Annotated in this window: 24 protein-coding genes; 11 read left to right on the top strand and 13 right to left on the bottom strand. The window is 60.1% G+C overall.

Translation table 11 applies throughout. The annotated features are described in order from the left end of the window. Positions 1-275 precede the first annotated feature (275 nt). From EL18_RS03625 to EL18_RS03615, 3 genes are read left to right on the top strand one after another with little or no spacing between them, the layout of a single operon-like run. Positions 276-800 carry an SspB family protein gene (locus EL18_RS03625; RefSeq protein WP_036479867.1) on the top strand — a complete coding sequence of 175 codons (525 nt, stop codon included), beginning with the start codon at positions 276-278 and terminating at the stop codon, positions 798-800. Between the two features lie 11 nt (positions 801-811). After that, complete coding sequence (locus EL18_RS03620; protein WP_036479865.1) at positions 812-1,003, top strand: DUF4169 family protein; 192 nt, start codon at positions 812-814, stop codon at positions 1,001-1,003. Beyond that, entirely contained in the window at positions 1,000-1,227 is a 228-nt protein-coding gene (locus tag EL18_RS03615; RefSeq protein WP_036479862.1) for a ribbon-helix-helix domain-containing protein, read from the top strand. The genes EL18_RS03620 and EL18_RS03615 overlap by 4 nt, the downstream gene beginning before the upstream one ends. Here EL18_RS03615 and EL18_RS17225 read toward each other — a convergent pair. Beyond that, the gene (locus EL18_RS17225; protein ID WP_280113663.1) at positions 1,221-5,069 is read right to left on the bottom strand and encodes an AsmA family protein; all 3,849 of its coding nucleotides are present in this window, start codon (positions 5,067-5,069) and stop codon (positions 1,221-1,223) included. The genes EL18_RS03615 and EL18_RS17225 overlap by 7 nt on opposite strands. Positions 5,070-5,150: 81 nt before the next feature. Next, a complete protein-coding gene (locus EL18_RS03605; RefSeq protein WP_425277145.1) occupies positions 5,151-6,560 on the bottom strand; it encodes an FAD-binding oxidoreductase in 1,410 nt (469 codons plus the stop codon). Between the two features lie 160 nt (positions 6,561-6,720). Between EL18_RS03605 and EL18_RS03600 the strand changes: the two genes are divergently transcribed. From EL18_RS03600 to EL18_RS03585, 4 genes are all read left to right on the top strand, one after another. Further along, positions 6,721-7,170: a thioesterase family protein gene (locus tag EL18_RS03600; protein ID WP_036479858.1), complete on the top strand. Its 450-nt coding sequence runs from the start codon at positions 6,721-6,723 to the stop codon at positions 7,168-7,170. Positions 7,171-7,175: 5 nt separating this feature from the next. Continuing rightward, on the top strand, positions 7,176-8,807 hold the full coding sequence (locus EL18_RS03595) for a chloride channel protein (RefSeq protein WP_036479856.1): 1,632 nt from the start codon (positions 7,176-7,178) through the stop codon (positions 8,805-8,807). A 154-nt stretch (positions 8,808-8,961) separates the two neighbouring features. After that, on the top strand, positions 8,962-9,153 hold the full coding sequence (locus EL18_RS03590; RefSeq protein WP_036483895.1) for a hypothetical protein: 192 nt from the start codon (positions 8,962-8,964) through the stop codon (positions 9,151-9,153). A gap of 141 nt (positions 9,154-9,294) precedes the next feature. Continuing rightward, the gene (locus tag EL18_RS03585) at positions 9,295-11,784 is read left to right on the top strand and encodes an ATP-dependent helicase (RefSeq protein WP_036479853.1); all 2,490 of its coding nucleotides are present in this window, start codon (positions 9,295-9,297) and stop codon (positions 11,782-11,784) included. A 33-nt stretch (positions 11,785-11,817) separates the two neighbouring features. Here the strand turns inward: EL18_RS03585 and EL18_RS03580 are convergent, their stop codons facing one another. After that, positions 11,818-12,294, bottom strand: coding sequence for a hypothetical protein (locus EL18_RS03580; RefSeq protein ID WP_036479851.1), 477 nt, complete (start codon positions 12,292-12,294; stop codon positions 11,818-11,820). Positions 12,295-12,788: 494 nt separating this feature from the next. Continuing rightward, entirely contained in the window at positions 12,789-13,421 is a 633-nt protein-coding gene (locus tag EL18_RS03575) for a DapH/DapD/GlmU-related protein (RefSeq protein WP_036479849.1), read from the bottom strand. 105 nt (positions 13,422-13,526) lie between these two features. Here EL18_RS03575 and EL18_RS17905 point away from each other — a divergent pair, with 105 nt between their 5' ends. The 3 genes from EL18_RS17905 to EL18_RS03565 are packed head-to-tail and all read left to right on the top strand — an operon-like array spanning position 13,527 to position 15,175. Continuing rightward, the gene (locus EL18_RS17905) at positions 13,527-13,685 is read left to right on the top strand and encodes a hypothetical protein (protein WP_161781965.1); all 159 of its coding nucleotides are present in this window, start codon (positions 13,527-13,529) and stop codon (positions 13,683-13,685) included. Between the two features lie 29 nt (positions 13,686-13,714). Continuing rightward, positions 13,715-14,293 (top strand): SCO family protein, encoded by a 579-nt coding sequence (locus EL18_RS03570; protein WP_036479846.1) that lies wholly within the window; start codon positions 13,715-13,717, stop codon positions 14,291-14,293. Between the two features lie 9 nt (positions 14,294-14,302). Next, a complete protein-coding gene (locus tag EL18_RS03565) occupies positions 14,303-15,175 on the top strand; it encodes a 50S ribosomal protein L11 methyltransferase (protein ID WP_036479845.1) in 873 nt (290 codons plus the stop codon). 78 nt (positions 15,176-15,253) lie between these two features. Here EL18_RS03565 and EL18_RS18030 read toward each other — a convergent pair whose 3' ends face one another. Next, on the bottom strand, positions 15,254-15,427 hold the full coding sequence (locus EL18_RS18030; protein ID WP_036479843.1) for a hypothetical protein: 174 nt from the start codon (positions 15,425-15,427) through the stop codon (positions 15,254-15,256). Positions 15,428-15,529: 102 nt separating this feature from the next. Then, positions 15,530-15,673: a hypothetical protein gene (locus EL18_RS17900; RefSeq protein WP_161781964.1), complete on the bottom strand. Its 144-nt coding sequence runs from the start codon at positions 15,671-15,673 to the stop codon at positions 15,530-15,532. Between EL18_RS17900 and EL18_RS03555 the strand changes: the two genes are divergently transcribed. Beyond that, on the top strand, positions 15,661-17,484 hold the full coding sequence (locus EL18_RS03555) for an aminopeptidase P family protein (protein ID WP_036479840.1): 1,824 nt from the start codon (positions 15,661-15,663) through the stop codon (positions 17,482-17,484). The genes EL18_RS17900 and EL18_RS03555 overlap by 13 nt on opposite strands. Before the next feature lie 33 nt (positions 17,485-17,517). Here the strand turns inward: EL18_RS03555 and EL18_RS03550 are convergent, their stop codons facing one another. From EL18_RS03550 to ftsZ, 7 genes are all read right to left on the bottom strand, one after another. Then, positions 17,518-17,814 (bottom strand): AzlD family protein, encoded by a 297-nt coding sequence (locus EL18_RS03550; RefSeq protein ID WP_036479838.1) that lies wholly within the window; start codon positions 17,812-17,814, stop codon positions 17,518-17,520. Further along, the gene (locus tag EL18_RS03545) at positions 17,811-18,539 is read right to left on the bottom strand and encodes an AzlC family ABC transporter permease (RefSeq protein ID WP_036479835.1); all 729 of its coding nucleotides are present in this window, start codon (positions 18,537-18,539) and stop codon (positions 17,811-17,813) included. The genes EL18_RS03550 and EL18_RS03545 overlap by 4 nt, the downstream gene beginning before the upstream one ends. A gap of 91 nt (positions 18,540-18,630) precedes the next feature. Next, positions 18,631-20,742: an NAD-dependent DNA ligase LigA gene (gene ligA / locus EL18_RS03540; protein WP_036483892.1), complete on the bottom strand. Its 2,112-nt coding sequence runs from the start codon at positions 20,740-20,742 to the stop codon at positions 18,631-18,633. 77 nt (positions 20,743-20,819) lie between these two features. Then, positions 20,820-22,484: a DNA repair protein RecN gene (gene recN, locus EL18_RS03535; RefSeq protein WP_036479832.1), complete on the bottom strand. Its 1,665-nt coding sequence runs from the start codon at positions 22,482-22,484 to the stop codon at positions 20,820-20,822. A 10-nt stretch (positions 22,485-22,494) separates the two neighbouring features. Continuing rightward, the gene (locus EL18_RS03530) at positions 22,495-23,304 is read right to left on the bottom strand and encodes an outer membrane protein assembly factor BamD (protein WP_425277144.1); all 810 of its coding nucleotides are present in this window, start codon (positions 23,302-23,304) and stop codon (positions 22,495-22,497) included. A gap of 212 nt (positions 23,305-23,516) precedes the next feature. Further along, positions 23,517-24,467 carry a UDP-3-O-acyl-N-acetylglucosamine deacetylase gene (gene lpxC / locus EL18_RS03525; protein WP_036479826.1) on the bottom strand — a complete coding sequence of 317 codons (951 nt, stop codon included), beginning with the start codon at positions 24,465-24,467 and terminating at the stop codon, positions 23,517-23,519. Between the two features lie 274 nt (positions 24,468-24,741). Continuing rightward, on the bottom strand, positions 24,742-26,448 hold the full coding sequence (gene ftsZ / locus EL18_RS03520; protein ID WP_036479823.1) for a cell division protein FtsZ: 1,707 nt from the start codon (positions 26,446-26,448) through the stop codon (positions 24,742-24,744). Between the last annotated feature and the right edge of the window lie 63 nt (positions 26,449-26,511).

The following is a 26,511-nucleotide window of genomic DNA, read 5'->3' as shown; positions in this document are numbered from 1 at the left end:
CGGATGTTTTCTGGACCCGCTCAAGGGATTGCCGGCATCTCTCCCCGTGCCGGTTCTGCAGATAAGCGGGAGGCGCAATTAACCTCCACGACCCAGACTGGTCAATGCTTCTGGAACACAACTGTTCAGCTATCCTGCCACGCAATGGCAGGAGGATGGAAAAGCGACTGATGCTATAATTGATGCAACTGCACCGCCTTTATCAGGTTTACGAGGCAGGCGCGCCGCATTAGAGCTATGTGCATATCAAGTGCAGCACCCAGGAAAAACAGTAAATGCCCGAAGATCGCATCCGTTACGACATTCTTGCCCAGGAAGCCCTGCGCGGCGTCATGCGCAAGGTGCTGCAGGAAGTGGCGCGCACGGGCATGCCTGGCAACCACCACTTCTTCATCACCTTCCTTACCGATGCACCGGGCGTGCGTATCTCCAGCAATCTGAAGGAGCGCTATCCCGAGCAGATGACGATCGTCCTTCAGTACCAGTTCTGGGACCTGAAGGTGGACGAAAAGGGCTTCGAGGTCGTGCTCTCCTTCGCGGACACACCTGAAAAGCTGGAAATCCCGTTTGCAGCTGTCCGCGGCTTCTATGATCCATCGGTCAATTTCGAACTCGAATTTGATGTGAAGTCCGAGGAAGCCGATGGTGAGGCCGTTGCACCGACGGAACTTCACGCCGACCAGAAAGACCACGCACACAAGGTTGATGCCGAAGCGAGCGATGCCGCTGAGGAAGAAGCTGCTGAAAACGATGGTCAGGGCGCAGAGGTCGTTTCGCTGGACGCATTCCGCAAGAAATAGCAGGCACCTCGATGGCCGAGATCATCAATCTCAGGACAGTGCGCAAGCGGAAATCGCGCGCCCAGCGTGAAGATCAGGCACAGGAAAATCGCATTCGCTTCGGGCGCACCAGGGCGGAGCGGCGTGAGCAGGAGAAGCTGTCGCGCAAACAAGCGGCCGATCTGGATGGTCACCGCCTGGAACCAGATGATGAAAAGTCATGAATGGACCGCGAAAACGATCGGTCACCATTCACGGTCACAGAACCAGCTTCTCTCTTGAAGCACCCTTCATGGAAGAGCTGGAAGGCATCGCGGCAAGGCGCGATCTGCCGCTTGCAACATTGATTGCCGAGATCGATGCAGGCAGGCCGCGCGACACGAATCTCTCATCAGCCCTGCGCGTTTTCGTGCTGGAGGAACTGCGCAAGGCAATTTCAGCTCACTGAGTTTCCTTGCCTTCCAGCATGTTCAGAAAGCCATCTATCGTAAGGTCATCCTGGAAGATCTGGGCGCCCCCGGCATCCGTCCCACTGCCAGAGGGAGGTGCAAGGGGTTCACGCTGGACGCCCCCCTCTTCCACATCCAGGGATTGCTGTTCGCGCCGCTTGGCTTCTTGCTCGCGCTGTCGTTCCGCTTCAGCGGCGCGCGCAGCCTCCTCGGCTTCGCGGGCGGCCTCTTCGGCAGCACGTTGCCGCGCTTCTTCTGCGGCGCGCTCTTCTTCTGCACGCTGCGCGGCTTCCTCGGCCGCGCGGCGCTGATCTTCCAATGCCTGTCGCTCGCGTTCGGCCTTGGCCCTTTGGGCTTCCGCCTCAAGCCGTTGCCGCTCCGCTTCCCTCGCGAAACGCTCCTCTTCGCGTTCCTCGAAGAAGCGAACTTCCCGTCTGAGCCGCTGCTTTTCGAGCAACACGGCCTGCATGTTCTCCACGCGCGCCTGTTCGCGTTCCAGCGCGCGTTGGGTCAGAAACTGCGCCAACGGCTCGCTGTCCACCGACAGTTGGACATTGCCCAGACGACCTTGCGCATTCAAGCCGACCAATGGTTCGGATCCCACCACGCCTTCGCGGCCAGGCTCATACTTCAGCGAGCCGGCGGACGCGAAACGCCATTGGCCCAGATCCACTAAGGCGTCCAGCGACAGCACGCTTCCCCCATCCGTGGCACTGACCGGCGGTATGCGCGCGCTGCCATTGGCCACGCTGAAAGCGAATTCGACTTCACCCGCATCGAAGTTCCCATCGCGGACAACATCTGGCGCGAAAGAAGCAACCGCATCAGCCGTGATCGAAGGGCCCTCCAGCTCAGCGGCAGCGACAAGAGCATCGAAACCGGAGGGGTTGAGACCATGCACCACAAATTTACTGAATGCGCCGGAGCCCGACCCCGCAAGAGAGGCGGCCATGGCATCGATCGATTTGCCATTGGCGCTCAATGTGGCGCTTATACTGGCAATGCCTTCTACGCCGTCCTGCCCGGCCAACTGCCGCAGATCAGCATCGGAAAGCGCAAACTGTGCAGACAGCAGGCCGGTGCCCCCATTGTTCTGGAAGTCCAGATGACCGGTCAGTCGGCCTCCCGCAAATTCAGCGACGACCTCACGAAGAGTAATGCCGCCCTCGTCCAGACCCAGACGAAGCTCGGCCGCCTCCAGTTCATGTCCCGGTGCGAAGGAAGCGCTATCAGCGCGCATTTCCAGATCAGCCAGAAAAGGCATATTTGTCTGCTGAGCCAGTGGAGCGCTCGGCCAGCCGCCGTCCTCATCAGGCAAGACTGCTTCACTTCCTGCCAGCATTTCCGCGAAACTCACCAGATCCAGCGCACCGACCTTCAGGGATCCCGTGAATTTCGGCTTTCCGTTCTGGAGCGTGCCCGTCACGTTACCACCCACGGGAACGCCGGCGATGCTTCCTTGGAGTTCGATGAACTCTGCCCGCTCTGCCGAAACCTGAACTTCACTTGCAAGCTCGACTGACAAGCCCGAACCGAAGCCTGGGAGAACGATGCCACCAGTGGCAAGCCAGGGCTCAAGATCCTGCGCCTTCAGAACCAGCTTCCCGCGATAGTCTGCCGAGCCTCGCGTCAGTGTCGTACTGCCGTCGAACAGCCCCTCGAGATCCTGCCCGCGCAAGCTGATCCGGGTACGCATCTGTTCATCGGGAATGCCTGACGCAGTTGCCTCAAGTTCCGCCCGCCCGATCGGATCGATCTGCAGGACTGGCAGGCCTGCCAGCGCATAGAGCACGGCCGCATCGTCATTGCGCGCAGAAAGACTGGCATCCACCTCCATGCCCAGAGGATCGCCAAGTTCTCCGCGCCCCGAATAAGATGCGCTGAAACGGGTTCCTCCGGCTTCACCATTCGCGGTCAAAGCCAGGCCCGGACCCTCGCCATCGCGCGCCAGGACAGCGACGAGATCGATCTCACTGTCACCCAGTAGACCCGGATTGGCCTGCACGCGATCAGCCAGCTTCCGCAGGAGTGAATCCTCGGAATATCGCTGTGATACCATTGCAAGCGATGGCGCAAGATCGTCAGCCAGTATGGTGGCATCAACCTTCCCGGAAGCTTCAGCGCCGAGCCCCTCGATGCGCCCTGTCGCGCTGAGGCGCAATCCGCCATCTGCCCTCACCGAAAGGCGATCAATCTCCAGCCGGTCCTCACGAAGGCGAAGAGCCGTGTCCACCTCCTCCAGATCCAAGCCGCCAAATTCGATTGGACCCGCAACAAGTTCCATATCCGCATCATGCTCGCTGAAGCGATTGCTGCCGTCTGGCTGGAGGAATATCGCGGTGAACGCGCTCAGTCCCTTTGCATCAAGCCCATCTCCTTTGAGGTTGAGCGAAAGAGAAGGACGCGCATCTTCAGGCGAGAGACGCTTCGCTTCACCCGTGAAACGCGTGGATCCGAGAATGAGTTCAAGGTCCTCAAGTTCCTGGCGCTGCGCATCAAGGTTCACACTGGCACTGAAACCCGCAGATGGGAGCTGGCGTATGGCCTCATCCACATCGCGCGCAAGCCATGAGGCGAATCCGGATGGCTGCCCGATTGCAAGCAGCATGTTCCCGTTGAACGAAGGCTCTTCGCCAACACGGACCAGCCCGGCAGCTTCGATCCGCGTGCGCCCTGGCAATGTGGCTGCAAAAGACTGAAGCTGCCATCCCTCCTGCGCCGGCTCAGCCCTTACCTCCACTTCGCGGATTGTCGTCTGCGCGGCGACGATGGCAGGGAGGCTGACGGCTATGCGCCCGGGTATCTCCGGCCGCGGCAAAGCTTCGATGAATCCGACGACGTCATCCAGCCGATCGGCCAGAGTCATGTCCTCGACAGAGGCGGCCGAAGCCTCTCCGCTGCCAATCCGGATCTGCGCACCATCGGCAGCGATATAGAAGGATGGCTCCTCGCCGAGTTTCAGCCATGCATTGCCGCTGGCCGTGTAGGGATCGGAGACGGAGCCGGTGGCGTAGCGGAATTCCGGTATCTGAAGCTCGTCGTGGCGAAGCTCGAACGCGCCTGCAACGCGATTGGCTTCTGCCGCCCGACGTTCTTCCTCCACCGTGTCGTCGCGCGGTCTTGCCCGCATCTGGAACGTGCCGGAGTAGAGACCCACGCCAGCGTCAAGAACGGCCTGACCATCTGCCTCAAGTACCATCGGCACCTGTTGCGGCTCCAAGACCACCCGCAGTCGCATGGCACCGTCTTCACCGGCCCGACCCGTCGAAACCGACATGTCAACCGGCACATCGTTGACCGACATCGTGCCGTTGACGCGCCAGGGTCCGGCCAGCGTTCGTGCAGAAAGTGAGGCATCTATCTCGGTCAGCGTTACCGAACGCGCGCCGGCAGCCTGGTTCAGAACGACGCTGCCATCGGTGATCGATACATTTTCAAGCGTCACCTGCGACGGGTCAAAACGGGTCTGGGGCCGAATGGCCCAATCGATCTGTCCGTCTTCCCGAAGCGTGATATTCACGCGTGGGCGGTCGAGCCGCATGTCGAAGATGAGAAGCTCACCGCTGAGAAATGGCGCAAGCTCCGCATCCATGGAAAAGGCATCCACCGTCATGGCAGGCTGCCCGTCAGGCCCACCCGAGACCTGCACATCGGTAAAGGTGACCGACGGGAACGGCAGCAGGGTGGCACGAGCCTCACCCGCCACGCGCACCTCACGGCCAAGGACGCGCCCCGCTTCACGCTCGAAATCGGCGCGATAGGACTCCCAGTCAATGAAGAGCGGCGCGAACAATGCGGCTGTCAGAAGCAGCACGATCAAACCACCGATGGCAACGAACAGACGGGCCAGTGCAAGGCTCCTGAATGATTGGCTTATGATATTGTAAGGATAAGCCTTTTTGTGCGTCGATAAAGTGGCTCTTTATCGATCCTGTCCTGCGTCATCCGGCAGCACCTTGCCCGGATTCATGATGCCGAGCGGATCAAGCGCCTGCTTGATGACCTGCATGAACATCACGCCTCTGCCATGTTCACGTTCAAGATAAGCGCGCTTGCCCTGCCCGATCCCATGCTCACCGGTACAGGTGCCGCCCATGTCCTGCGCGCGGATATTCAGTCGCGAAACAAAGGCTTTAGCGCGTTCGACCTCTTCGGCATCACTCAAATCCATCAGCACCTGCACGTGGAAGTTTCCGTCCCCCACGTGACCGATGATCGGAGCCACAAGGCCGCTTTCCCGGATATCGGCCTCGGTCTCCACGATGCACTCGGCAAGGCGTGAAATCGGCACGCACACATCCGTCGACAGCGCCTTCGCACCAGGGCGCAATGCGATACACGCCCAATGGGCGTCGTGCCGCGCCTTCCATAGCTTCTGGCGTTCTTCCTCCGCCTTCGTCCACTGAAACGGACCGCCTGCGAACTCCGCCGCGATTTCACCGAATGTCTCGGCCTGCTCGGCCACGCCGCTATCCGTGCCATGGAATTCCAGGAAGAGACACGGCCCTTCCGCATAGTCGAGCTTGGAATACTGGTTGAGGGCACGCATGCCCAGCGCGTTGATGAACTCGATGCGCGCGACCGGCAAACCCATCTGGATCGTCAGGATCACCGCCTGGCATGCAGCCTCCACGCTGGGGAAAGGGCAAACCCCGCCGGAAATCGCTTGCGGTATGCCGTGCAGCTTTACCGAAAGCGCCGTGATGATCCCGAGCGTACCTTCCGATCCGACCAGCAGACGCGTCAGATCATAGCCGGCAGACGATTTCCGCGCTCGCGAGGAAGTGCGGATCAGCTCGCCATTCGGCATCACCACGTCAAGCGAGAGGACATTCTCCCGCATGGTGCCATAGCGCACGGCATTCGTGCCCGAGGCGCGCGTCGCCGCCATTCCGCCAAGTGTGGCATTGGCGCCCGGATCTATCGGGAAGAACAAGCCGGTATCGCGCAGATAGTGGTTGAGCTCTTCGCGCGTGACGCCGGCCTCGACCTTGCAATCCATGTCCTCGGCATTGACCTCGAGAATGCGGTTCATGCGCGACATGTCGATGGAAATGCCACCCTTGGGCGCGTTCACATGGCCTTCGAGCGATGAGCCAACCCCAAATGGGATGATAGGCACGCGATGCTCCGCGCACAGCCGCACCACATCCTGGATCTCTTCGGCAGTCTCGGCAAAAAAAACGCCATCGGGCAACTCGGCTGCGATATAGGTCGTGCTGTGGGCATGTTGCTCACGCAATGCCCGCCCGGTCTGAAAACGTTCGCCAAAGCGCGTCGCAAGGGCCTCGCAAACCGCCTTCACATCATTCACTGCCCTTTGCATCGGCATTGCCTGTGCAGTGGCCATGATTTCCTCCGCTATATCCGACACCTGCCCTTGTGGAGCCGAAGCTGTTGCTTTTCAATCCCAATCCTGCCCCCATGTGGCAACGCATCGCCCTTTTGTTCAGGTAAGGAGAACGAGATTGGCTGCCCCGCATCTCTCCAGCATGTTCGAGGTGGAGAAGGATTGGATCGACTATAACGGCCACATGAACATGGCCTATTATACAGTCCTCTTCGACCGCGCGGCAGACGAACTGTTTCTGGAAATGAAAATGGGGCCGGACTACGCATTGCAGCGCCGCCTGACGATCTACACCGCGGAAATTCATCTCAGCTATATCCGCGAACTGCATCTCGGCCATAGGGTCCGCGTGAGCTCCCGCCTGCTCGATCACGACGAAAAGCGCCTCCATCTCTATCAGGAAATTCACCACGAGGACGGCTGGCTTGCAGCCGCGTGCGAGTGCATGAGCCTGCATGTCGACATGAACGGGCCGAAGGTAAGCCCCTTCCCCCACGATATTGCCAGCATCATCGAAACCATGCAGCGCGAGCATGCCGACCTCCCGCCCCCCGAGCGTGCGGGCCGTTCCATTTCCATTGCGCGCCGGTAATCGCCATGACACCGGAAATCATCAGGCAACTGCCAAAGATCGTGCATTCCTGGGTGGCCCCCAACCTCCATGCCTTTACCGGCACGCGCCAGCCCTATGTCTGGCTGCTGGCCCTGATCATCGGCTTTGGCGTAGCCGTTGCCGCGATACTTTTCCGCGAAGGCATCGGTTTCGTTCAGCTTCTGTGGCTGGGTACCCGCAGCGAACACGTCTATTCCGCAGCGCTCACGCTTCCCTGGTACTGGATCATGGCCGGTCCCGTCATTGGCGGCCTGATCGTCGGCGGTCTCCTGCCACTATTAACCGCACGCCGCACCGGCGCCGTTGCCGATGTCATAGAGGCGCGCGCCCTTACCGGTCGCCGCCTTCATTTGCGCGACGGACTGCTTTCATCGGCCGTAACCGTCCTTTCGCTTGGCTTTGGAGGCAGTGCGGGCCGCGAAGGCCCCGTCGTGCATTTGGGAGCGGTTCTGGCCACGGCCCTCGCCTGGCGTGCCAATCTGCCCGAATGGTGCCGGCGCACACTTCTGGCCGCAGGCGTGGCGAGCGCCATCTCCGCCTCGTTCAACGCGCCGATCGCAGGTGTGCTCTTCGCGCATGAGGTCATACTCGGGCACTACGCCATGCGCTCCTTCGTGCCCATCGTGATTGCTTCAACGGCAGGGGGCGTGGCCTCGCGCCTGTGGTTCGGTGATGCTGCGGCATTTCTCATTCCCCATCACCAGATCACCTCATTCTGGGAATTTCCGGCCTTCGCACTGCTCGGTGTAACGGCTGCGGTGGTCGCCATCCTGTTCCAGCTTGCACTCTTCCTTGCCGACTACCTCGCGCGCAGCCTCCATATCCGCTATTGGCTCCTGCCGGTGCTGGGCGGTCTGGCGGTTGGCGGCATTGCCGTCTTCTTCCCGCAGGTGCTGGGCGTCGGTTACGAAGTCACCGACATGGCGCTCTGGCGGAAGCTGCCACTCCTCACCATGCTCACGCTCATTGTGGTCAAGACGATCGCCACCGCGATCACGCTTGGGACGCGTTTTGGCGGCGGCATCTTCTCGCCCGCGTTATATCTGGGCGCTCTGACAGGCGGCTCCTTCGGCATAATCGCGGCCTCGGTCTTTCCCGAGCTTGCCTCCAGCGAAGGCCTTTACGCCATCCTCGGCATGGGTGCGGTCGCAGGCGCTGTGCTTGGCGCTCCCATATCGACCACGGTGATCGTATTCGAACTGACCGGCGGCTACACGCTTTCCATCGCGCTCCTGCTTTGCGTTGCGGTTGCTCACGGCATCACTCAGGCCATCCATGGCCATTCCTGGTTCCACTGGCAGTTGGAAACCCGTGGGCTTTTCCTGCAGCAAGGCCCGCACCGCGCCCTCGGTCAGAACAAGCGCGTCATGGATTTCATGGATCCCCTGCCCGACGACGCCGAACCTGAAGGTTATGATCCCGACAAGTCGCCCAGCCTCAAACCCACCGATACGCTGGAGGCGGCTCTGCGCGCCTTCGACAAGGGCGGACACAACCGTCTGCCGGTTGTGGATCCGAGGGATGAAACCCGCATCATTGCCTGGGCAACCCATATTCATGCCCTGCGGGCCTATAACCGCGCCCTGGTACAGGCCAGCGAGGAAGAACATCGTTAAGGCAAGATGCTTCTTTACCTGCCATTGACCATGAAATCCTTTGCACAGCTTTGGCTTGCCAGAAACTTGATGGTTAACGCCTCACGGCATGATCCTCCTCCTTGCGGTTAATGATTCGTATCCGGCGCGGGAACTGCACCGGCAGGAGGCATTCGTGAGGATCGATGTGAAGGAGATGTCCGAGCGGCTGGCCCACGATCCAGCCTTCTCGAGCTACGACTTCTGGCGCGCCTTCAAGCGCCTCGATGACGAGCTCTACCAGCTTAGCCGTTCAAATGCTCCGATACCCATGGACCTGATCTACGGTCGCGCGATCATTCAGCGCGCAGCACAACTGCGCCAATAGCCCGTCGCTCCACAAGAACGAGCGCCCGGGCGTGAAATTCGGGCCATTCGTGCTGCGTACTGCCCTTTAACCTTGCCACCTGAACCGGTACAAAAGGAAAACGTTTGCCCTTGGCACCTCGAATCACCATATGCGGAGCCTATGTCCGGTTCACCTGATGATATCCCCTTCTTCGACGAAGAAGATGCAGCACCCGCACCTGCTCCCCGTGCCGGCGGCATTGCCGCGCGCGCCATGGCGGCCCGTGCCGCTCCCCGACAGGCCTATCTCGATGGCCTGAACCCCGAGCAGGCCCAGGCCGTGGAGACCACCGAGGGCCCTGTCCTTGTGCTGGCGGGTGCAGGAACGGGCAAGACCCGCGTTCTGACGACGCGCATCGCGCACATCCTTGCGACCGGCAAGGCCTATCCCTCGCAGATCCTGGCTGTGACTTTCACCAACAAGGCCGCACGCGAAATGAAGACGCGCATCGGCGTTTTTGTGGGTGAAGCGATCGAGGGCATGCCGTGGCTTGGCACCTTCCATTCGATCGGTGTGAAACTTCTGCGCCGCCATGCCGAACTGGTGGGTTTGAAATCCTCCTTCACCATTCTCGACACGGACGACCAGATCCGCCTGCTCAAGCAGCTCATCCAGGCTGAAGGGCTGGACGACAAGCGCTGGCCCGCGCGCCAGTTCGCGCAGATGATCGACGGCTGGAAGAACAAGGGCCTGACGCCAAAGGAAATTCCGGAGGGCGATGCGCGCGCTTTTGCCAATGGCAAGGGCCGCGAGCTGTATGCGGCCTATCAGAACCGCCTTCTAACGCTTAATGCGGTGGATTTCGGCGACCTTCTGCTACATCCGATCCGCATCTTCCGCGAATATCCGGATGTGCTGAAGGAATACCACAAGCGCTTCCGCTACATCCTCGTGGACGAGTATCAGGACACCAACACCGCCCAATATATGTGGCTGCGCCTGCTCGCCCAGCGCCAAGGCCAGTCTGTCAATGTCTGCTGCGTGGGTGATGACGACCAGTCGATCTATGGCTGGCGCGGCGCAGAAGTGGACAACATCCTGCGCTTCGAGAAGGACTTCCCGGGCGCAACCGTGATCCGGCTCGAGCGCAATTACCGCTCGACCTCGCATATTCTCGGCGCTGCCTCTCACCTGATCGCCCATAATGAAGGCCGGCTGGGAAAAACGCTTTTCACCGAACAGGCAGACCCCGACGAACCCAAGGTGCAGGTTCACGCATCATGGGATTCCGAGGAGGAAGCCCGCGCCATCGGCGAGGAAATCGAGGCACTGCAGAGCAAGAAGCACGCACTCAACGACATGGCGATCCTGGTGCGTGCCTCCTTTCAGATGCGCGAATTCGAAGACCGTTTTGTCACGCTCGGGCTGAATTACCGTGTCATCGGTGGCCCGCGTTTCTACGAGCGGCAGGAAATCCGCGACGCGATGGCCTATTTCCGCGTCGTCGCACAGCCAGCCGACGATCTCGCCTTCGAGCGCATTGTTAATGTGCCCAAGCGCGGCCTTGGCGAAGCAGCCGTCCGGCAGATCCACGACGTTGCCCGCATGCGTCAGGTGCCCATGCTTCAGGCTGCCCGCGACCTGGTCGGCACCGAAGAGATGAAGCCAAAGCCGCGCGCGGCACTGCGCACCGTGGTGGAAAATTTCGAGCGCTGGCAGGACATGCTTGACCGCACCTCCCACACCGAGCTTGCGGAGCTGATCCTTGAGGAATCCGGCTACACCGACATGTGGAAGAATGACCGTTCCGCGGAAGCGCCCGGTCGGCTTGAAAATCTCAAGGAGCTCATCCGCTCCATGGAGGAATACGAAAGTCTTCGCGGTTTCCTCGAACATGTTGCACTCGTCATGGACGCCGAGCGCGATGAAGAAATGGATGCAATCAGCATCATGACGCTGCACTCCGCCAAGGGTCTGGAATTCGACACCGTCTTCCTGCCCGGCTGGGAAGAAGGCCTGTTCCCGCATCAGCGTGCACTTGATGAAGGTGGTCGGACGGGGCTCGAGGAAGAACGACGCCTCGCCTATGTCGGCCTGACCCGCGCCAAGAAGAACCTGCATCTGTGGTTCGCCTCCAACAGGCGCATCCACGGACTGTGGCAGACCACCATGCCCTCACGCTTTCTGGATGAATTGCCGGAAGCCCATGTCGAGGTCTGCGAGGACGGCAGCGCCTATGGTGGCTATGGCCGGCCCGATGGCCAGATCGGCCGACCAAATCCCTATGGCCGCTCCCGCTTCGATGATCAGGGCAGCTTCTCCAACACCTATGCAACGCCGGGCTGGCAGCGGGCGCAGAAGAACCGAAACAGCGCGACCGACCGGAACTGGGGCACCCGCTCCGGCCATCAGGTCGAGCGCATCGGCTATGGCGAGGCGGATTCCGGCTATGGCGCGGGGCGCGGCTCGGTGAAAGGCCGGACAATCGAGGGCGAACTGGTCGCGAAGTCCGTCTCCGACACCCCCTCTGCCTTCAAGGTCGGCGACCGTGTCTTTCACATGAAGTTCGGCAACGGCAACATCGCCGCGATCGACGGCAACAAGCTCACCATCGACTTTGACAAAGCCGGTCAGAAACGCGTTCTGGATGGTTTCGTGAGCCCCGTATAGGATCTACGAGGCAAAGGGCCGCAAAGCCCCTCCCTACTCTGCTGGCGCCTTGAAGTAGACGAACTTGCCTTCGTCATTCTTCTCGCGCAGCAGGACGCCACTCTTGGCATAGCGGGACAACGGGCCTGAAAAGGCGTTAGACTTGTAGCGCATGCCCAGTTCGGTCTCGCATCTCTTCACAATGTCACCAATGGTACGACGTTCGTTGAAGAATTCGCCTTTGAGTAGATCGCTCAGCGCTGCCACGGCACCACTGGCGCTTGGCGCGGTCTTGCGCCCACGCCGTGGGCGGCCACGATGCAGAATGTCACCGCGATCTCCGATCCACTCGATGCCTTGTGCGCCAGGCCCCGCCTGATAGACACTGCCGTTTTCGGACAGACCATCACCATCCTGCTGCTTGAACAGAAGCTCGACAATGCGCAGTTGCACCGCCTCGGATTCAAAGCGGTTCAAGGTCTCGGAAAGCTCGTTAAGTTGCTTCTTCAACTCATCGAACTGCTTGTGCATGTCTTGTCCCCTCAAGTCCGCCTCATGCGGTTTTGATTATATATGGCAATATATGAGCCACGGGTGTCAACACACGCGAAAAGCGAATAAACAGCGGCAACAGTTGCGCCTCTCCAGCTTTGGGAGAAGCCATTCAGAAAACACGTAAGAAACTGTTTTTTATCAGTTATCAATCGCGCATACATGATGATCATCGCGAAGGAGACGCGTAAACGGACGGGTAACTCGTACACGCGCAATTCGCTCTGTCACATACCCTATCTGTCATATACCCCAGCGTTTTTCTGCCCTTGCCACAAGATGATGTTGATTGGCAGGGCTACCCCCAAACACACCCTAGGGTAGAAATCGGGCTTCACATTTCATTTACGATATGCATCATAGTCTTTGCCCGCTTCAGCAAGATTTTCGGGCTGAACTCCTGCCTCCAGGAAATCCCCTTTCGCCTCGTTCCGGGCGGAAGGGGACCCCCAGTGAAAACTGACGGGCAAAGGTCAGTTCTTCTCCCACTTGTCCAGAAACTGGCTGATCCCCAGCGTCTGCATGTCGGGCACCGCATCGAACAGGCGATCATCGCTCCAATCCCACCAGCCAAGCGCCATAAGGCGCTCTGCGATATCAGGCGCGAATCGGTCACGCAGCTTCGTCGCCGGCACGCCTGCCACGACGGTGTAGGGATCGACATCCCGGGTCACGACCGAATTGGCACCGACAACGGCCCCATGACCTATGCTCACGCCAGGCATGATTACGGCCCCGTGCCCTATCCAGACATCGTGCCCGACGCTCACGGACCGCGATTGCCGCCTCTGCCTGAACGCGCCATCAACGCCCAGATAGCGAAAATATTCGTTCGGCCGGTAGGTGATCTTGTGGGTGGTTACACGCTCCATCGGATGTTCAAGCGCGTTGATCCTCGAATTTGCGGCAATCGAGCAGAAGCGGCCGATTGTGGAATAGATCGCTTCGGCATGCCTCTCGAAATAGGAAAAATCACCCAGTTGCACATCGCGCAGGACCACGCGCTCGCCGACTGCGCTGTAGCGCCCGAGCTTGCAGCCCTTCAGCGTGGCCGTGCTGTGTATCCTCGGCTGCGGATCGGTAAATCTCAGATCCTCGTTTTCCATCAACGCTTCCCACCTCGCGGCCACTGAACAAACTGTGAATGCTGAAGCATATGCCGCGACACAATGCTACTTTGCATAATCATTGGCGAAGGCTAATCTCACGCCATGAACGCTGATGGCACCCGCCCTTCTTACTATCTCGGTGCAGCCGCGCTGCTGACCGCATTTGCAGCGCTTGGCGGTGCCGGGGTTGCGCTTTGGCAGAACCAGGGCCAGTCCCTGCTCATATCACTCACGCAGAACGGCCTGCCCTTCTGTTTCTGACCTGAAAAACTGTTCCGGATAATTGAAAAATGATGCGTGCGATTCTCATTGCCATAATCGTGGTCATGGCTGCAGCCGTCGGCTACATGACCTATCAGTGGTACCGCAGCGAACCAGAAGTGGTTTCATTCGGCACGCCATTTCAGTTGGTGAACCAGGATGGTGAACCTGTCACCGAGGAAGCCTTCAAGGGCAGTCCCACGGCCTTGTTCTTCGGCTTCACGCACTGCCCTGATGTCTGCCCCACCACGCTCTTCGAGATGCAGAGCTGGCTCGAGCAACTCGGCGCGGAAGCAGAGGACCTTGATGTTTACTTCGTGACCGTCGATCCCGAGCGCGACACGCCGGAGATCCTCAAGGCTTATGTTGGCAACTTCTCCGATCGCATCCAAGCAATCACGGGTGAACCGGAAAAGGTCGCCGAAATGGTGAAGGGTTTCCGCATTTTCAGCCGGAGGGTCGAGCTTGAGGACGGCGATTACACCATGGATCACACCGCCTCCGTAATGCTTCTTGACCGGAAGGGTGATTTCTTCGGCACCATCGCTTATGAGGAGAACCCGGAAACGGCGATCGCGAAGCTGCGCCGCCTCATAAACGAAGGCTGATAACACGACATGCCGCAGACACGCCTGCACCTGCGCGGTCCCAAGCAGGACCTCGAACAGATCTATGCGCTTCTCGACCAGGGGCTGGAGGAGGAAGGTCTTCCCCTTGCCATCATGGAGATCAGTGAAGACGAGGATATCTGGGAAGTTTCGGTATATGCAGATGGCGATGCGGATGGCGCGGAGGGAAAAATGCGCGCCCTGCTGCATTCACTGGGCGAGATCCCCGCGATCAGCCGCGAGGAACTGCCCGACATAGATTGGGTCTCGCATTCACTGGAAGGTCTCCACGCCGTGCGGGCCGGCCGTTTCTTCGTGCACGGTGCCCACGATCGCGACGAGAAGCGCCCCGGCGAAATCGGGGTCCATATAGAGGCGGGTCAGGCGTTTGGTACGGGCCACCACGGCACAACGTCGGGCTGTCTGGAGACCATCGAACAGGTAATGCGCCGGGAGAACCCACGCAACGCGCTGGATCTGGGAACGGGAAGTGCGGTTCTCGCCATAGCCATGGCCAAACTCAGCCACATTCCTGTTCTCGCGACCGACATAGACCCTATCGCAACGCGTGTTGCTGCGGAGAATGTCCGACTCAATCAGGTTGCCGGACGGGTTGAAACGGTCACCGCACCCGGCTTCCACCACCGCATATTTTCCCAACGCGGACCGTTCGACCTGATTGTGGCAAATATTCTGGCGCGTCCGTTGATGGGCTTGGCGCCCCAGATGGCCCGCCACCTTGCGTCCGGCGGGTCAGCTATCCTTTCCGGAATTCTGGACCGTCAGCGCAACAATGTCGTTGCAGCATATGTGAACCAGGGCTTTCGCCATGTCTCGACGATACATCGCGAAGGTTGGGTAACGATTCATCTAAAGCGCTGAGGCACAAACGCCCCCACCAGAAATGCAAAAGGCGGCCTCGAGCCGCCCATCGCATCAGGTATAAAGGCTGATAGAGCCTTAGTACATGTAGGTGCTGCCGTTGCGGCGAAGCTCTTCACGGGTGTAGCCGTGAGCCTTGAGCGTGTCGTCGTCGAGCATGAGCAGCGCACCGTTTACGTAGCGGCTGACCTGCTTCTGACGAGCAGCCACCAGTGCGTCCACTGCACCACGGAAGAAATTGCGCTTGGCCATGTGAGGTCTCCAATCCTTAAGAGAAACTTTCTGTCCTCCACGCTTTGGAATGTAAGGTTTCCGCGGTCGGCCCACCAGCGCATATTGGGAATGGGAGCCATCTCATTTTTGCATATGCGAAGACAATTGTTGCGCTGCAATATAGTCCAGCTTCCCAACATCATCTGGTGCATTGCCCCTAAGCATCAGCAGGTTTACGGTGCCGCGTTCTTTGAGGTCATCACCGGGAAACCATGTTTCAGACATTCGATTCCGCATCCGACAGCGCGCAGGCTGCCTCACGTGTGTCTGCCCTGCGCGAACAGCTTGAAGCTCTCGATCTGACGGGCTTCCTCGTGCCGCGTGCAGATGAGCATCAGGGCGAATATGTGGCTCCCTGCTCCGAGCGCCTGTCATGGCTGACCGGATTCACGGGTTCGGCTGGCGCAGCCCTTATCCTGCGCGACAGCGCCATCCTCTTCGTTGACGGGCGCTACACCCTGCAGGCAGCAGAACAGACGGACGGCAACATTTTCCAGATCGAAAGTCTGGTGACAAACCCGCCCCGCTCCTGGATGAAAGCGAGTCTCCCGAGTGATGCGCGCATTGGCTTCGACCCTTGGCTTCACACCATCGGGGAGATGCGTTCCATGCGCGAGGCACTTGTCAGACGTGGCGTGGAACTCGTCCCCGTTGCCAATCTGGTGGACAAGGTCTGGCAGGACCGCCCTGCTCCTCCGGTGAAACCTCTAACCATCCACCCGCTGCAATATGCTGGTGAAACGGCCGGCGAGAAGCTGGACCGGATTGGTGAGGTTCTGCGTGAGGCCAATATTGCACACACGGTGCTAACCGACCCTTCTTCACTCGCCTGGCTCTTCAATATTCGTGGCAGCGACGTGCCGCACACACCGCTCGCGCTGGGATTTGCAATCCTGTCTGCTCACGGTCGGCCAAAGCTGTTTCTCCATCCCGGCAAGCTCTCCATCGAAACAAAGGCCTATCTTACGCAGCTGGCGGACCTTCATCTGCCTGAAATGCTGGAAAGCGAGCTGACCGCGCTCGCCTCTTCCGAAGCCAGCATCGGCCTTGATCCAGCGCTTGCCGCTGAAAAGCTACGGGCAATTGTGGAAGCTGCAGGCCGCAATGTGGAGGATTTCAAAGACCCTACCCGCCTGCCTCGCGCGATCAAAAACGCAGTCGAACTCGTCGGCTCCCGCAACGCGCACCACCGCGACGGTGCGGCTGTTGCCAGCTTCCTTGCATGGCTCGACCGGCAGACGCCCGAGGAGCTGGACGAAATCGCAGTGGTCGAGAAGCTGGAGGCATTTCGCCGCGAAACCGGAGAGCACTTCCAGATGCCGCTGAAGGACATCTCCTTCGACACGATCAGCGGCAGCGGGCCGAATGGCGCTATCATCCATTACCGGGTGAACACGCAATCGAGCCGCAAGCTCTCGTCCCACGAGCTTCTGCTTCTGGATTCAGGAGCCCAATACGAGGATGGCACGACCGACATCACCCGCACCATCGCGCTTGGCCAGGCGTACGACGAACAACGCCAGCGCTTTACCTTGGTGCTGAAGGGCATGATCGCCATCACGCGTCTGCGCTTCCCGGAAGGCACAAGGGGCGTTGATATTGACGCTTTCGCGCGCACTGCACTCTGGCAGCATGGTCTGGACTACGCCCACGGCACAGGCCACGGCGTTGGTTCATATCTGGCTGTCCACGAAGGCCCACAGAGCATTTCTCGCCGCGGCACGGAAAAGCTTCATGCCGGCATGATCATCTCAAATGAGCCTGGCTACTACAAGCCCGGCCACTACGGCATCCGTATCGAGAACCTCATCGCCGTCACGCCTGCCGAAGAGATCGCAGGTGGCGACATTCCGATGCACGGTTTCGAAACGCTGACCCTTGCTCCGATCGATCGAAAATTGATCGCCCCGGAGCTATTGAGTGCAGAGGAGCGCGCTTGGCTTGATGAGTACCACGCCCGCGTAATGCAGGAGATTGCGCCGCTCGTTGACGAAGAGACAAGGACCTGGCTTGAAGCGGCGACTGCTCCGCTGTGAGACGTAAGGGCGGTGGCGCAAGAGCGCCACGTCTCAGCCCATTACATTGCGCAGAAGAATGAGCACCGCCGCGGCAGTAAAGAACATCGGCATCAGCCCGGTGAACCAGCCGACAAGCACACCGACGGCCAGCGCCGTCAGCTCCGGCACGCCGCCCTGCAGGGCAGCAGGTGCTACAAGTGTCGTCAGAACCGCTGCAGGAACGGCATTCAGCCCCGCCTCAACCCGTGGATGGATGCGGGAGAAGCGTGACAGCACCATGTGCCCACCGGCGCGGGTGAGATAGGTCATGACAGCCCCGGCCAGGATGATCCAGACGGTCGTGGTCATGTCTCGTCCTCCTGGCTTGACCTTGCGGGCGTGATGAAGGCTGCCAGAACCACACCGGCCATGGCTCCGATCGAGACATGCCATGGCGAGCCGACAAGATGGAAAGCCACGATGGAAGCCACGCCACTCGTGGCCACCACGGGCAGCCACATCGCCCGCTTGCGGAAGCCCATCACGAGGCCAAGAAAATAGATCGGCAACAGGAAGTCGATGCCCAGCGCATGAGGGTCGGGGATGAAGCGCCCGAACAATGCACCCAGCCAGGATTCTATGACCCACGAAAGATAGATCGGCAGCCCCAGCCCCATATACCAGGCAAAGGTGATCGGCTTGCGTTCTTCCACGCGCCTCTCGGCTTCCGCAAATTGCGGATCGATCAGGAAGAAAAAGCCGATGATCTTCTCCGGCAGCGACCAGTGTGACAGATGCCGGCCAATGGTTGCCGAATAGAGCACATGGCGAAAATTCACGGCGAAGATGGACAATACGATCAGCCACGGCGCCACTTTCGTGCCGAACAGATCAAGCCCCACCATCTGACTCGCGCCGGCAAAAATGGTCGCGCTCATGAGCACCGCTTCAAAGGTGCTGAAGCCGTTCTCATGGGCGATGGTGCCGAACAGCAGTCCGAATGGAGCTGCCGCGACGAGCACGGGAATGCCCCGCTGCACGCCTCGCATGAATTCGCCCGGCCCCTTGGCCATGGCGATGCTGTCGATTGTCATGGTTCCTCCGAAAGGACCAGCATAGGTCAGCAATGTTGACCAGTCACATCAAAAGCTTTGAGCCAAGTGTGAGCAAAACTGAACCAGGGTTTCAGTCGATGTAGCGATCAAACCAGGTGGCCTCGTCGATCACTTCGATGCCGAGCTCGCCCGCCTTTTTCAGCTTCGAGCCCGCACCGGGCCCTGCTACCACAAGATCCGTCTTCTTGGAAACAGAGCCGGCGACCTTCGCACCGAGCCGTTCGGCCATTGCCTTGGCCTCATCGCGCGACATGCGTTCAAGAGCACCGGTGAAGACGATGGTCTTGCCGGAAACCGGCGAATTCGCGGCAGGTTTCTCCGCGTCGACCACCCTCACCTGTGCGGCAAGCGCGTCGACAAGCTCACGATTGTGCGCTTCCGCCAGATAGGTGGCCACCGCATCGATGACGGCATCACCGACATCATCAAGCGCATCCATTTCCTCGCGCGCCTGAAGGTCACCACCGGCTACGGCAAGTGCCGCGTCGTAAAACTCGCTCCAGGAGCCATAGCCGCGCGCAAGCGTCTTCGCGGTCTGCTCGCCGACATGGCGGATGCCAAGCCCGTAGATCATCCGGTCCAGCGGCATCTCACGCCGCGCTTCGATCGCATCGAAAAGCTTTGCGGCGGACTGCGCGCCCCAGCCTTCCTTGGCCTTCAGCTTCTTCAGATTGGCTTCATCGCGCTCTTTCAGCGTGAAGATGTCCGCCGGGCTCTTCACCGGCAGGTCCTCATCATGAAAGAAGAACTCGATCTGCTTCTCGCCCAGGCCGTCAATGTCGAAGGCCTTGCGCGAAACGAAATGGCGCAGATGTTCGATGCGCTGGAACGGACAGGCAAACTCGCCCGAACAGCGACGCACCACCCCTTCAGATCCTGCCGCCGTGCCCTCGCGCACCACCGGCGTTTTCAGATGGCAGGGGCAGACCTGCGGGAATTCGAACTCGACCGCATCGTCAGGCCGCTTGTCCTCGACATAACCCAAAATCTGCGGGATGACATCGCCGGCGCGCTGCACCGTCACCGTGTCGCCGATCTTCACGCCCAGACGCTCGATCTCTTCGGCATTGTGCAGAGTGGCGTTGGTCACCACGACACCACCCACCGTCACCGGCTCAAGCCGCGCCACCGGCGTCAGTGCGCCGGTGCGGCCCACCTGGATGTCGATACCGCGCAGAATGGTCGTCGCCTTCTCCGCCGGGAACTTGTGGGCAATCGCCCAGCGCGGCGTGCGCGAGATGAAGCCCAGCCGCTGCTGCAAGGCGAGGTCATTCACCTTGTAGACCACCCCGTCAATGTCATAGGGCAAGCCGCCACGGCCTTCCTCTATTCTGCGGTAATGCGCAATGAGCTCGTCCGCGCTCTCGCATAGCCGGGTCATGTCATTGGTCTTGAAGCCGAAGGCCTGAAGTTTCTCCACCATCTCGAACTGCGTATCGGCGGGGAGTTCACTCACCTCCCCCCAGGCATAGGCGAAGAATTTCAGCGGACGTTGTGCCGTGATGGACGCATCAAGCTGGCGAAGCGAACCTGCCGCCGTGTTGCGCGGATTGACATAGGTCGGCTTGCCCTCCTTTGCCTGCCGCTCATTGAGCGCAAGGAAGTCGCGATGGGTCATGTAGACCTCGCCGCGCACTTCCAGAATACCGGGCGGATCGCCATCCAGCACATTGGGAATGTCGGTCACTGCGCGCGCATTGGCGGTGACGTTTTCGCCAACCTGCCCGTCACCGCGCGTGGCGGCGCTCACCAATCTGCCGTTTTCGTAGCGCAGCGACAGCGAAAGCCCGTCGATCTTCGGTTCGGCCGTCATTGCAATGGGAGCATCCGCGTCAAGCTTCAGATAGCGGCGGATACGCCCCACGAAATCCACCACGTCGCCATCGTTGAAGGCATTGTCGAGCGAGAGCATCGGCACCTTGTGCCGGATCTTCTCGAACTTCTCCGAGACCGGTGCACCGACGCGGGCCGAAGGAGAATCGGGGCGCACAAGCGCGGGAAAAAGCTGCTCGATCGCAAGATTGCGCCGCCGCAGCGCATCATATTCGGCATCCGAAATCGTCGGCGCATCTTCCGTGTGATAGCGCCTGTCATGCTCGGCAATCTCTTCCGCCAGCCGCTTGAGTTCATCAGCGGCCTGAGCCTCCGTCAGATCATCGACGGGAATATCTGCAGTGGTCATGACATGAATATCCGGATTCGTTGGCGCGCCAACATAGAGCCATGCCCCCTGCCCGCTCAAGCGCAGCAATGAATGCTTCAGACATTCTCCTGAAGTAGCCTTGTCGCAGCAGCCCGCGCTTCTTCGGTAACGGTGGCTCCGGCCAGCATGCGGGCAATTTCTTCCTGCCGCTCCTGCGGCTCCATCACGCGAATACGCGTTGTCACCTGCTCCTGGCTGCCGGCCTTGGCGATGAGGTAATGCGTGTTGGCGCGTGCAGCCACCTGCGGCGCATGCGTGACGGAAAGCACCTGTATGCGGCTCGCCAATCGTGCCAGCCGCTGCCCGATGGCATCGGCGACCGCCCCGCCCACACCCGTGTCGATCTCGTCGAACACAAGCGTTGGTGCAGATCCACGATCCGCCAGAGCGACCTTTAAAGCCAGAAGAAAGCGTGAAAGCTCACCACCTGAAGCAACCTTCATCATCGGCCCCGGGCGAGTGCCGGGATTGGTCTGCACCCAGAACTCGACCGTATCAATGCCTTCGGCCAGAGGCTCGTCCGCATTGCTGCCGATCTGCACGATGAAGCGTGCGCGCTCCAGTTTCAGCGCCGGCAGTTCGGCCATGACCGTCTCGGCGAGTGTCTCAGCGGTCGTCTTGCGCGCGGACGAAAGCTCTGCCGCAAGGCGGTCATAGGCGGCGCGACGCTCCACGGTTTCCTGCTCAAGCGCACCAAGACGCTCCTCGCCCGCATCGAGATCGGCCAGATCATTGTCCATGCGGTCACGCAGAGCGGGCAGATCATCCACCATCACATTGTGCTTGCGTGCCGCCGCACGCAGCGCAAAGAGCCGCTCCTCGGCCTGTTCAAGCCTTTGAGGGTCGAACTCGGTGGCACGCATTGCCGCATCGACTGCACTCTGCGCGCCATCAAGCGACAACAGCGCCTCGTCCAGTGACTGGATGATATCGTCCAGAAGCCCCGGCACTTCATCTGCCTTGCGCTGCAGGCGCCTCAACAGGCTTGCCAGCGTTGGAATCGGCGACTGTTGCCCACCCAACACCTCCTGTGCGTCGGCGATATCAGCAGCGGTCTTCTCCGCGCGCATCATTGCCGCGCGCTCCTCGGCAAGTTGCTCTTCTTCACCCGGCTGCGGATCGAGCTTTGCCAGTTCTTCGACTGAGGCGCGCAGGAAATCGGCCTCGCGCGCAGCCGCTTCGACGCGAGCACGGTGACGCTGCAATTCCTGCTCGGCTTTGCGCCATTCTCTCCATGCAGCACGAACGGACTGGGCAAGACCGCCATGTCCGCCAAATGCATCAAGCAATTCGCGATGTGCTGCTGTGTCCACAAGCGCTCGCTCGTCGTGCTGCCCGTGAATTTCGACAAGCACGCGCCCCACCTGACGCATCAGCGCTACACTTGCCGGCTGGTCATTGATGAAGACGCGCGTGCGACCATCCGCGTTCTGCACGCGACGGAGGATGACGTCCCCTTCATCCTCGATGGCATTCTCGCGAAGGAGCTCACGTGCAGGATGCCCCATCGAAACGTCGAAAACTGCAGTGACCTGCCCCTGATCCGCGCCATGGCGGACAAGGCCTGCGTCGCCACGTGCGCCAAGCGCCAGTGAAAGAGAGTCAAGCAGAATGGACTTGCCTGCACCGGTCTCACCGGTGAGCACGGAAAGCCCCGCCGAAAAGTCGATATCCAGCCGTTCGATCAGGACAATATCGCGGATCGAAAGATGCGAAAGCATCGCGCGGCCGTCAGCCCCCTACGATGACGCTTGCAGCCTTCGAGATCCAGGACGCCCTGTTCTCACGCGGTTCCAGACCGCCAGACTGCAGAAGCTGATAGGAGGACTTGTACCACTTGCTTTCCGGGAAATTGTGGCCGAGTACCGCGGTCGCCGTCTGAGCCTCCGGTGCAATGCCCATGGCGAAATAAGCCTCGGCCAAACGGGCGAGCGCCTCTTCCACGTGCCGGGTATTGGCATAATTCTCGACAACACCGCGGAAACGGCGGATGGCGGCAATATATTCGCGACGCTCTAGATAATAACGGCCGATCTGCATTTCCTTGCCGGCAAGCTGGTCACGGGCAAAGCGGATTTTTTCCTGCGCATCCTCGACATATTCAGAGTCGGGCCAGCGTTCGACCACCTGGTTCATGGCCTCGATGGTCTTGCGCGCCTCGCTCTGGTCCTGCGTCACTTCCTTGATCTGGCGGAAATAGGACAGGCCAACCAGATACTGCGCGTAAGCTGCATCTTCGCTTGTCGGATAAAGCGTCATGTAACGCTGGCCGCTGTTCACAGCCTCCGAGTAACGGCCCTGGCGGTAATTGGTGAAGGTGCTCATCAAAAGCGCCTTGCGACCGAATTCAGAATAAGGATGCTGGCGATCAACGGCTTCGAACTTGGCTGCCGCTTCCTTCAGACGCCCTGCGTTCAGATTGGCCAGACCCTGATTGTAGAGCGCATCAGCAGGTTCGATGGTCTCGACATAGGTCGAAAGGTCGAGATCCTTCTCCCCCTGGCAGCCAGCAAGCACCAATGGAAGCGCAACCGCGCTCATGATGAGCGGCAGGGTCGGCTTGCGGCCTCGGCTGGCAATGCGTCCTGAAGTCATGAAAAATCCGCCCCTTAAGCGCAGTCGGTTCACGATATGCACGCACTCATAAATCATTATGGCCGCGCGCGGCAACGCTATCGGCTGGCAATGGCGCAAATTTATGGCAGTTTCAGCAGAAACTGCCAGTATCTACGAGAGTTTGTGGGCCGATAATATCAGAGCACCCAGGGTGCGAAAACCGGCGCATTGACCGCAATCATCTCCGCCGCACGTCCACGCTCGCGCCGCGTCGTCTCCACGATCTGGAAAGCCGAGCGGTCGGTCAGGAGGTGACGAAGTGCTGCGGCATTGAGACGGTGCCCACCACGATATGAGCGGAAGCAACCGATGAAGCGGGCACCGGCAAGAGCAAGATCGCCAATGGCATCAAGCATCTTGTGACGCACGAACTCGTTGGGATAACGCAGGCCTTCCATGTTGATGACCTTGTTGTCCTCACCGATCACGACCGAGTTTTCGAGCGAAGAGCCCAAGGCATAACCGGCAGCCCAGAGGCGCTCGACATCCTTGATGAAACCGAAGGTCCGCGCCCGCGCGATCTCCTTCGAGAAGCATTCAGCATCCAGATCCGCAGCAAAGGCCTGGCGACCGATCGCCGGGCTGTCGAAGTCGATCTCGACCTCGAAGCGCGTGCCGTCATGGGGACGGAATTCCGCCCAGGAACTGCCGCTGTCGATGCGAACGGGCTTGAGGATGCGGATATAGCGCCGCTTTGCAGACAGCTGGCGGATGCCTGCTTGAGTGAATGCCTCCACAAAAGCCGACGCGCTGCCGTCCATGATCGGGACTTCCGGACTGTCGATCTCGACCAGCACGTTGTCGACACCCATGGCCGCCACTGCTGCCATCAGATGCTCCACCGTGGCGACATGGTCGCCCGCCGGATTTCCAAGACTGGTGCTGAGATCGGTCTCGCCAACTTCCGATGCGAGTGCGGGAATGAGACGGCCCTGGGCGTCTTGGTCCACACGCTGGAATATTACGCCGGTATCAGCTTCTGCCGGCTGGAACGTCACCGTCACAGACTTGCCGGAATGTACGCCGATGCCCTTCAGGCTGACAGCCGAAGAAAGTGTTGTCTGAAACTCGAGCAAATCGATCCCCATCAGCACGTCCGTATCGTTCTGCCTTTAGCTTCTGCCTGCGGACGGCCCTTAAACCAGCACGGGAGACAAGCCCCAAATCATCCCCGCGCCTATTTCATTGCGCTGAAAGATAATGTTCCACCCGCACCGCGCCAAATCACGCTTCGTTACCCTGTGTTACGCCACACAGCTTTCAAACTTCCCTAATAAAACGTTGTTATTACTAATATTTCGCTAAACAAAAACGGGCGCTTGCGCGCCCGTTGTCTTACATGATGTTACATCGCGAGAGCAATCAGTTGGCCTGCCTGCGCAGGAAGGCTGGAATCTCCAGCTGATCATCTTCCTGGTTGGAGCGAACCTGCGGTGTGATTCGTCCCTGATCATCCAGCTGACCGCGACGCGGTGCGTAAAGCTGGCTCTCCTCGGAAGGCGCACGACGCGCTTCCGGAGCCTGCTGACGCAGACGTGGCTCTGGCGGCTGACCGGCATGCCCCTCTTCCTCACGGCGCGAAAGACCGCTCGTCAGACGCTTGAGCAGGCCCATCGGACCACGCTCTTCATGCTCCGAATTCTGCGCACCAAGCTCGGCCTGAACAACCGGCGGGAAGTCCTCCACGCGCGGCATTCGAACCGGCTGAGCCTGCTGAGGCTGCGCCTGCGGCTGAACAGGAGCAGGACGCGGTGCCGGTGCCGGCTCAGGCTGACGTGCTACGGCTGCAGCGGCCTGCGCGTGACCGTGGACAGGCTGGGTTGCCTGTACCGGCTGCTGAGGTGCTGCTGCGGGCTTGAAGAGTTTGCTCTGTGGCTGAAAGGCGCCCGCCTGCATCTGCGGTGCATCCTGCGACGCACTGCGGATTGCTTCAGCCACTGGGTCGTTTCCCACCACGGTGCCTCCTGCAGGCGCGGACTGAGCCGCGGCAGGCTGCTGTGGACGGCTCTCGACCGCCGGCTGGGGAGCAGGTTGTGAAGCCTGCGGTGCAGCCGGACGCTGGATGGCGCGCGAAGCGGAAGCCGGAGCGGAAATCTCTTCTGCAGTCTTGTCGATGCCCGTTGCAACGACGGAGACGCGGATGACACCTTCCAGCTCTTCGTCGAAGGTTGCACCCAGGATGATGTTTGCTTCCGGATCGACTTCTTCGCGGATACGGGTTGCCGCCTCGTCCACCTCGAACAGCGTGAGATCGCGGCCACCGGTGATCGAGATCAGCAGGCCCTTCGCCCCCCTCATGGAGGTTTCGTCGAGCAGCGGATTGGCAATGGCAGCTTCGGCTGCAGCCATCGCGCGACCCTCGCCGGAGGCCTCGCCGGTGCCCATCATGGCCTTGCCCATCTCGCGCATCACCGAGCGAACGTCGGCGAAGTCGAGATTGATCAGGCCTTCCTTGACCATCAGGTCGGTGATGCAGGCCACACCGGAATAGAGCACCTGGTCGGCCATCGCGAAGGCGTCGGCGAAGGTGGTCTTGTCATTGGCGATGCGGAAAAGGTTCTGGTTTGGAATGACGATGAGCGTATCGACGCATTTCTGCAGCTCCTCGATGCCCGCATCCGCCGTCTTCATGCGGCGCTGGCCTTCGAAGTGGAACGGCTTGGTGACAACACCAACCGTCAGGATGCCCTTCTCGCGGGCAGCGCGTGCCACGACGGGAGCAGCACCGGTGCCCGTGCCACCGCCCATGCCGGCGGTAACGAAGCACATATGGGTGCTCGACAGGTGATCCATGATCTCGTCGATGCATTCTTCCGCCGCGGCCTGGCCGACTTCCGGCTGGGAGCCCGCGCCCAGACCTTCAGTGACAGCGGCACCCAGCTGGATGAGGCGTTCGGCCTTGGACTGCGTCAGAGCCTGCGCGTCGGTGTTCGCGACAACGAACTCCACACCACGCAGTCCTGCGGTGATCATGTTGTTTACGGCATTACCGCCACCACCACCGACACCGAACACGGTGATCCTCGGTTTTAGCTCGGTAATGTCCGGCTTTTGTAGGTTGATGCTCATTTCCTCGTCCTTTCCGCCTTCTCCGCCGCTTCGCCCATGCGGCCGCACCTTTTGTTGGGGTTG

This window comes from Nitratireductor basaltis (genome assembly GCF_000733725.1).
Lineage (GTDB): Bacteria > Pseudomonadota > Alphaproteobacteria > Rhizobiales > Rhizobiaceae > Chelativorans > Chelativorans basaltis.
This window is presented reverse-complemented; position numbering and strand designations above follow the sequence as displayed.

Excerpts from the sequence above, each read along its gene's own strand:
- EL18_RS03555 (WP_036479840.1), top strand. The coding sequence starts at position 15,661 with ATGTTTCAGACATTCGATTCCGCATCCGACAGCGCGCAGGCTGCCTCA.
- EL18_RS03545 (WP_036479835.1), bottom strand. The coding sequence starts at position 18,539 with ATGACAATCGACAGCATCGCCATGGCCAAGGGGCCGGGCGAATTCATG.
- ligA (WP_036483892.1), bottom strand. The coding sequence starts at position 20,742 with ATGACCACTGCAGATATTCCCGTCGATGATCTGACGGAGGCTCAGGCC.
- EL18_RS18030 (WP_036479843.1), bottom strand. The coding sequence starts at position 15,427 with ATGGCCAAGCGCAATTTCTTCCGTGGTGCAGTGGACGCACTGGTGGCT.
- EL18_RS03585 (WP_036479853.1), top strand. The coding sequence starts at position 9,295 with ATGTCCGGTTCACCTGATGATATCCCCTTCTTCGACGAAGAAGATGCA.
- recN (WP_036479832.1), bottom strand. The coding sequence starts at position 22,484 with ATGCTTTCGCATCTTTCGATCCGCGATATTGTCCTGATCGAACGGCTG.
- EL18_RS03530 (WP_425277144.1), bottom strand. The coding sequence starts at position 23,304 with ATGAGCGCGGTTGCGCTTCCATTGGTGCTTGCTGGCTGCCAGGGGGAG.
- EL18_RS03615 (WP_036479862.1), top strand. The coding sequence starts at position 1,000 with ATGAATGGACCGCGAAAACGATCGGTCACCATTCACGGTCACAGAACC.
- EL18_RS03575 (WP_036479849.1), bottom strand. The coding sequence starts at position 13,421 with ATGGAAAACGAGGATCTGAGATTTACCGATCCGCAGCCGAGGATACAC.
- EL18_RS03580 (WP_036479851.1), bottom strand. The coding sequence starts at position 12,294 with ATGCACAAGCAGTTCGATGAGTTGAAGAAGCAACTTAACGAGCTTTCC.
- lpxC (WP_036479826.1), bottom strand. The coding sequence starts at position 24,467 with ATGGGGATCGATTTGCTCGAGTTTCAGACAACACTTTCTTCGGCTGTC.
- EL18_RS17905 (WP_161781965.1), top strand. The coding sequence starts at position 13,527 with ATGAACGCTGATGGCACCCGCCCTTCTTACTATCTCGGTGCAGCCGCG.
- EL18_RS17900 (WP_161781964.1), bottom strand. The coding sequence starts at position 15,673 with ATGTCTGAAACATGGTTTCCCGGTGATGACCTCAAAGAACGCGGCACC.
- EL18_RS03565 (WP_036479845.1), top strand. The coding sequence starts at position 14,303 with ATGCCGCAGACACGCCTGCACCTGCGCGGTCCCAAGCAGGACCTCGAA.
- EL18_RS03570 (WP_036479846.1), top strand. The coding sequence starts at position 13,715 with ATGATGCGTGCGATTCTCATTGCCATAATCGTGGTCATGGCTGCAGCC.
- EL18_RS03600 (WP_036479858.1), top strand. The coding sequence starts at position 6,721 with ATGTTCGAGGTGGAGAAGGATTGGATCGACTATAACGGCCACATGAAC.
- EL18_RS03620 (WP_036479865.1), top strand. The coding sequence starts at position 812 with ATGGCCGAGATCATCAATCTCAGGACAGTGCGCAAGCGGAAATCGCGC.
- ftsZ (WP_036479823.1), bottom strand. The coding sequence starts at position 26,448 with ATGAGCATCAACCTACAAAAGCCGGACATTACCGAGCTAAAACCGAGG.
- EL18_RS03550 (WP_036479838.1), bottom strand. The coding sequence starts at position 17,814 with ATGACCACGACCGTCTGGATCATCCTGGCCGGGGCTGTCATGACCTAT.
- EL18_RS03625 (WP_036479867.1), top strand. The coding sequence starts at position 276 with ATGCCCGAAGATCGCATCCGTTACGACATTCTTGCCCAGGAAGCCCTG.
- EL18_RS03595 (WP_036479856.1), top strand. The coding sequence starts at position 7,176 with ATGACACCGGAAATCATCAGGCAACTGCCAAAGATCGTGCATTCCTGG.
- EL18_RS03605 (WP_425277145.1), bottom strand. The coding sequence starts at position 6,560 with ATGCCGATGCAAAGGGCAGTGAATGATGTGAAGGCGGTTTGCGAGGCC.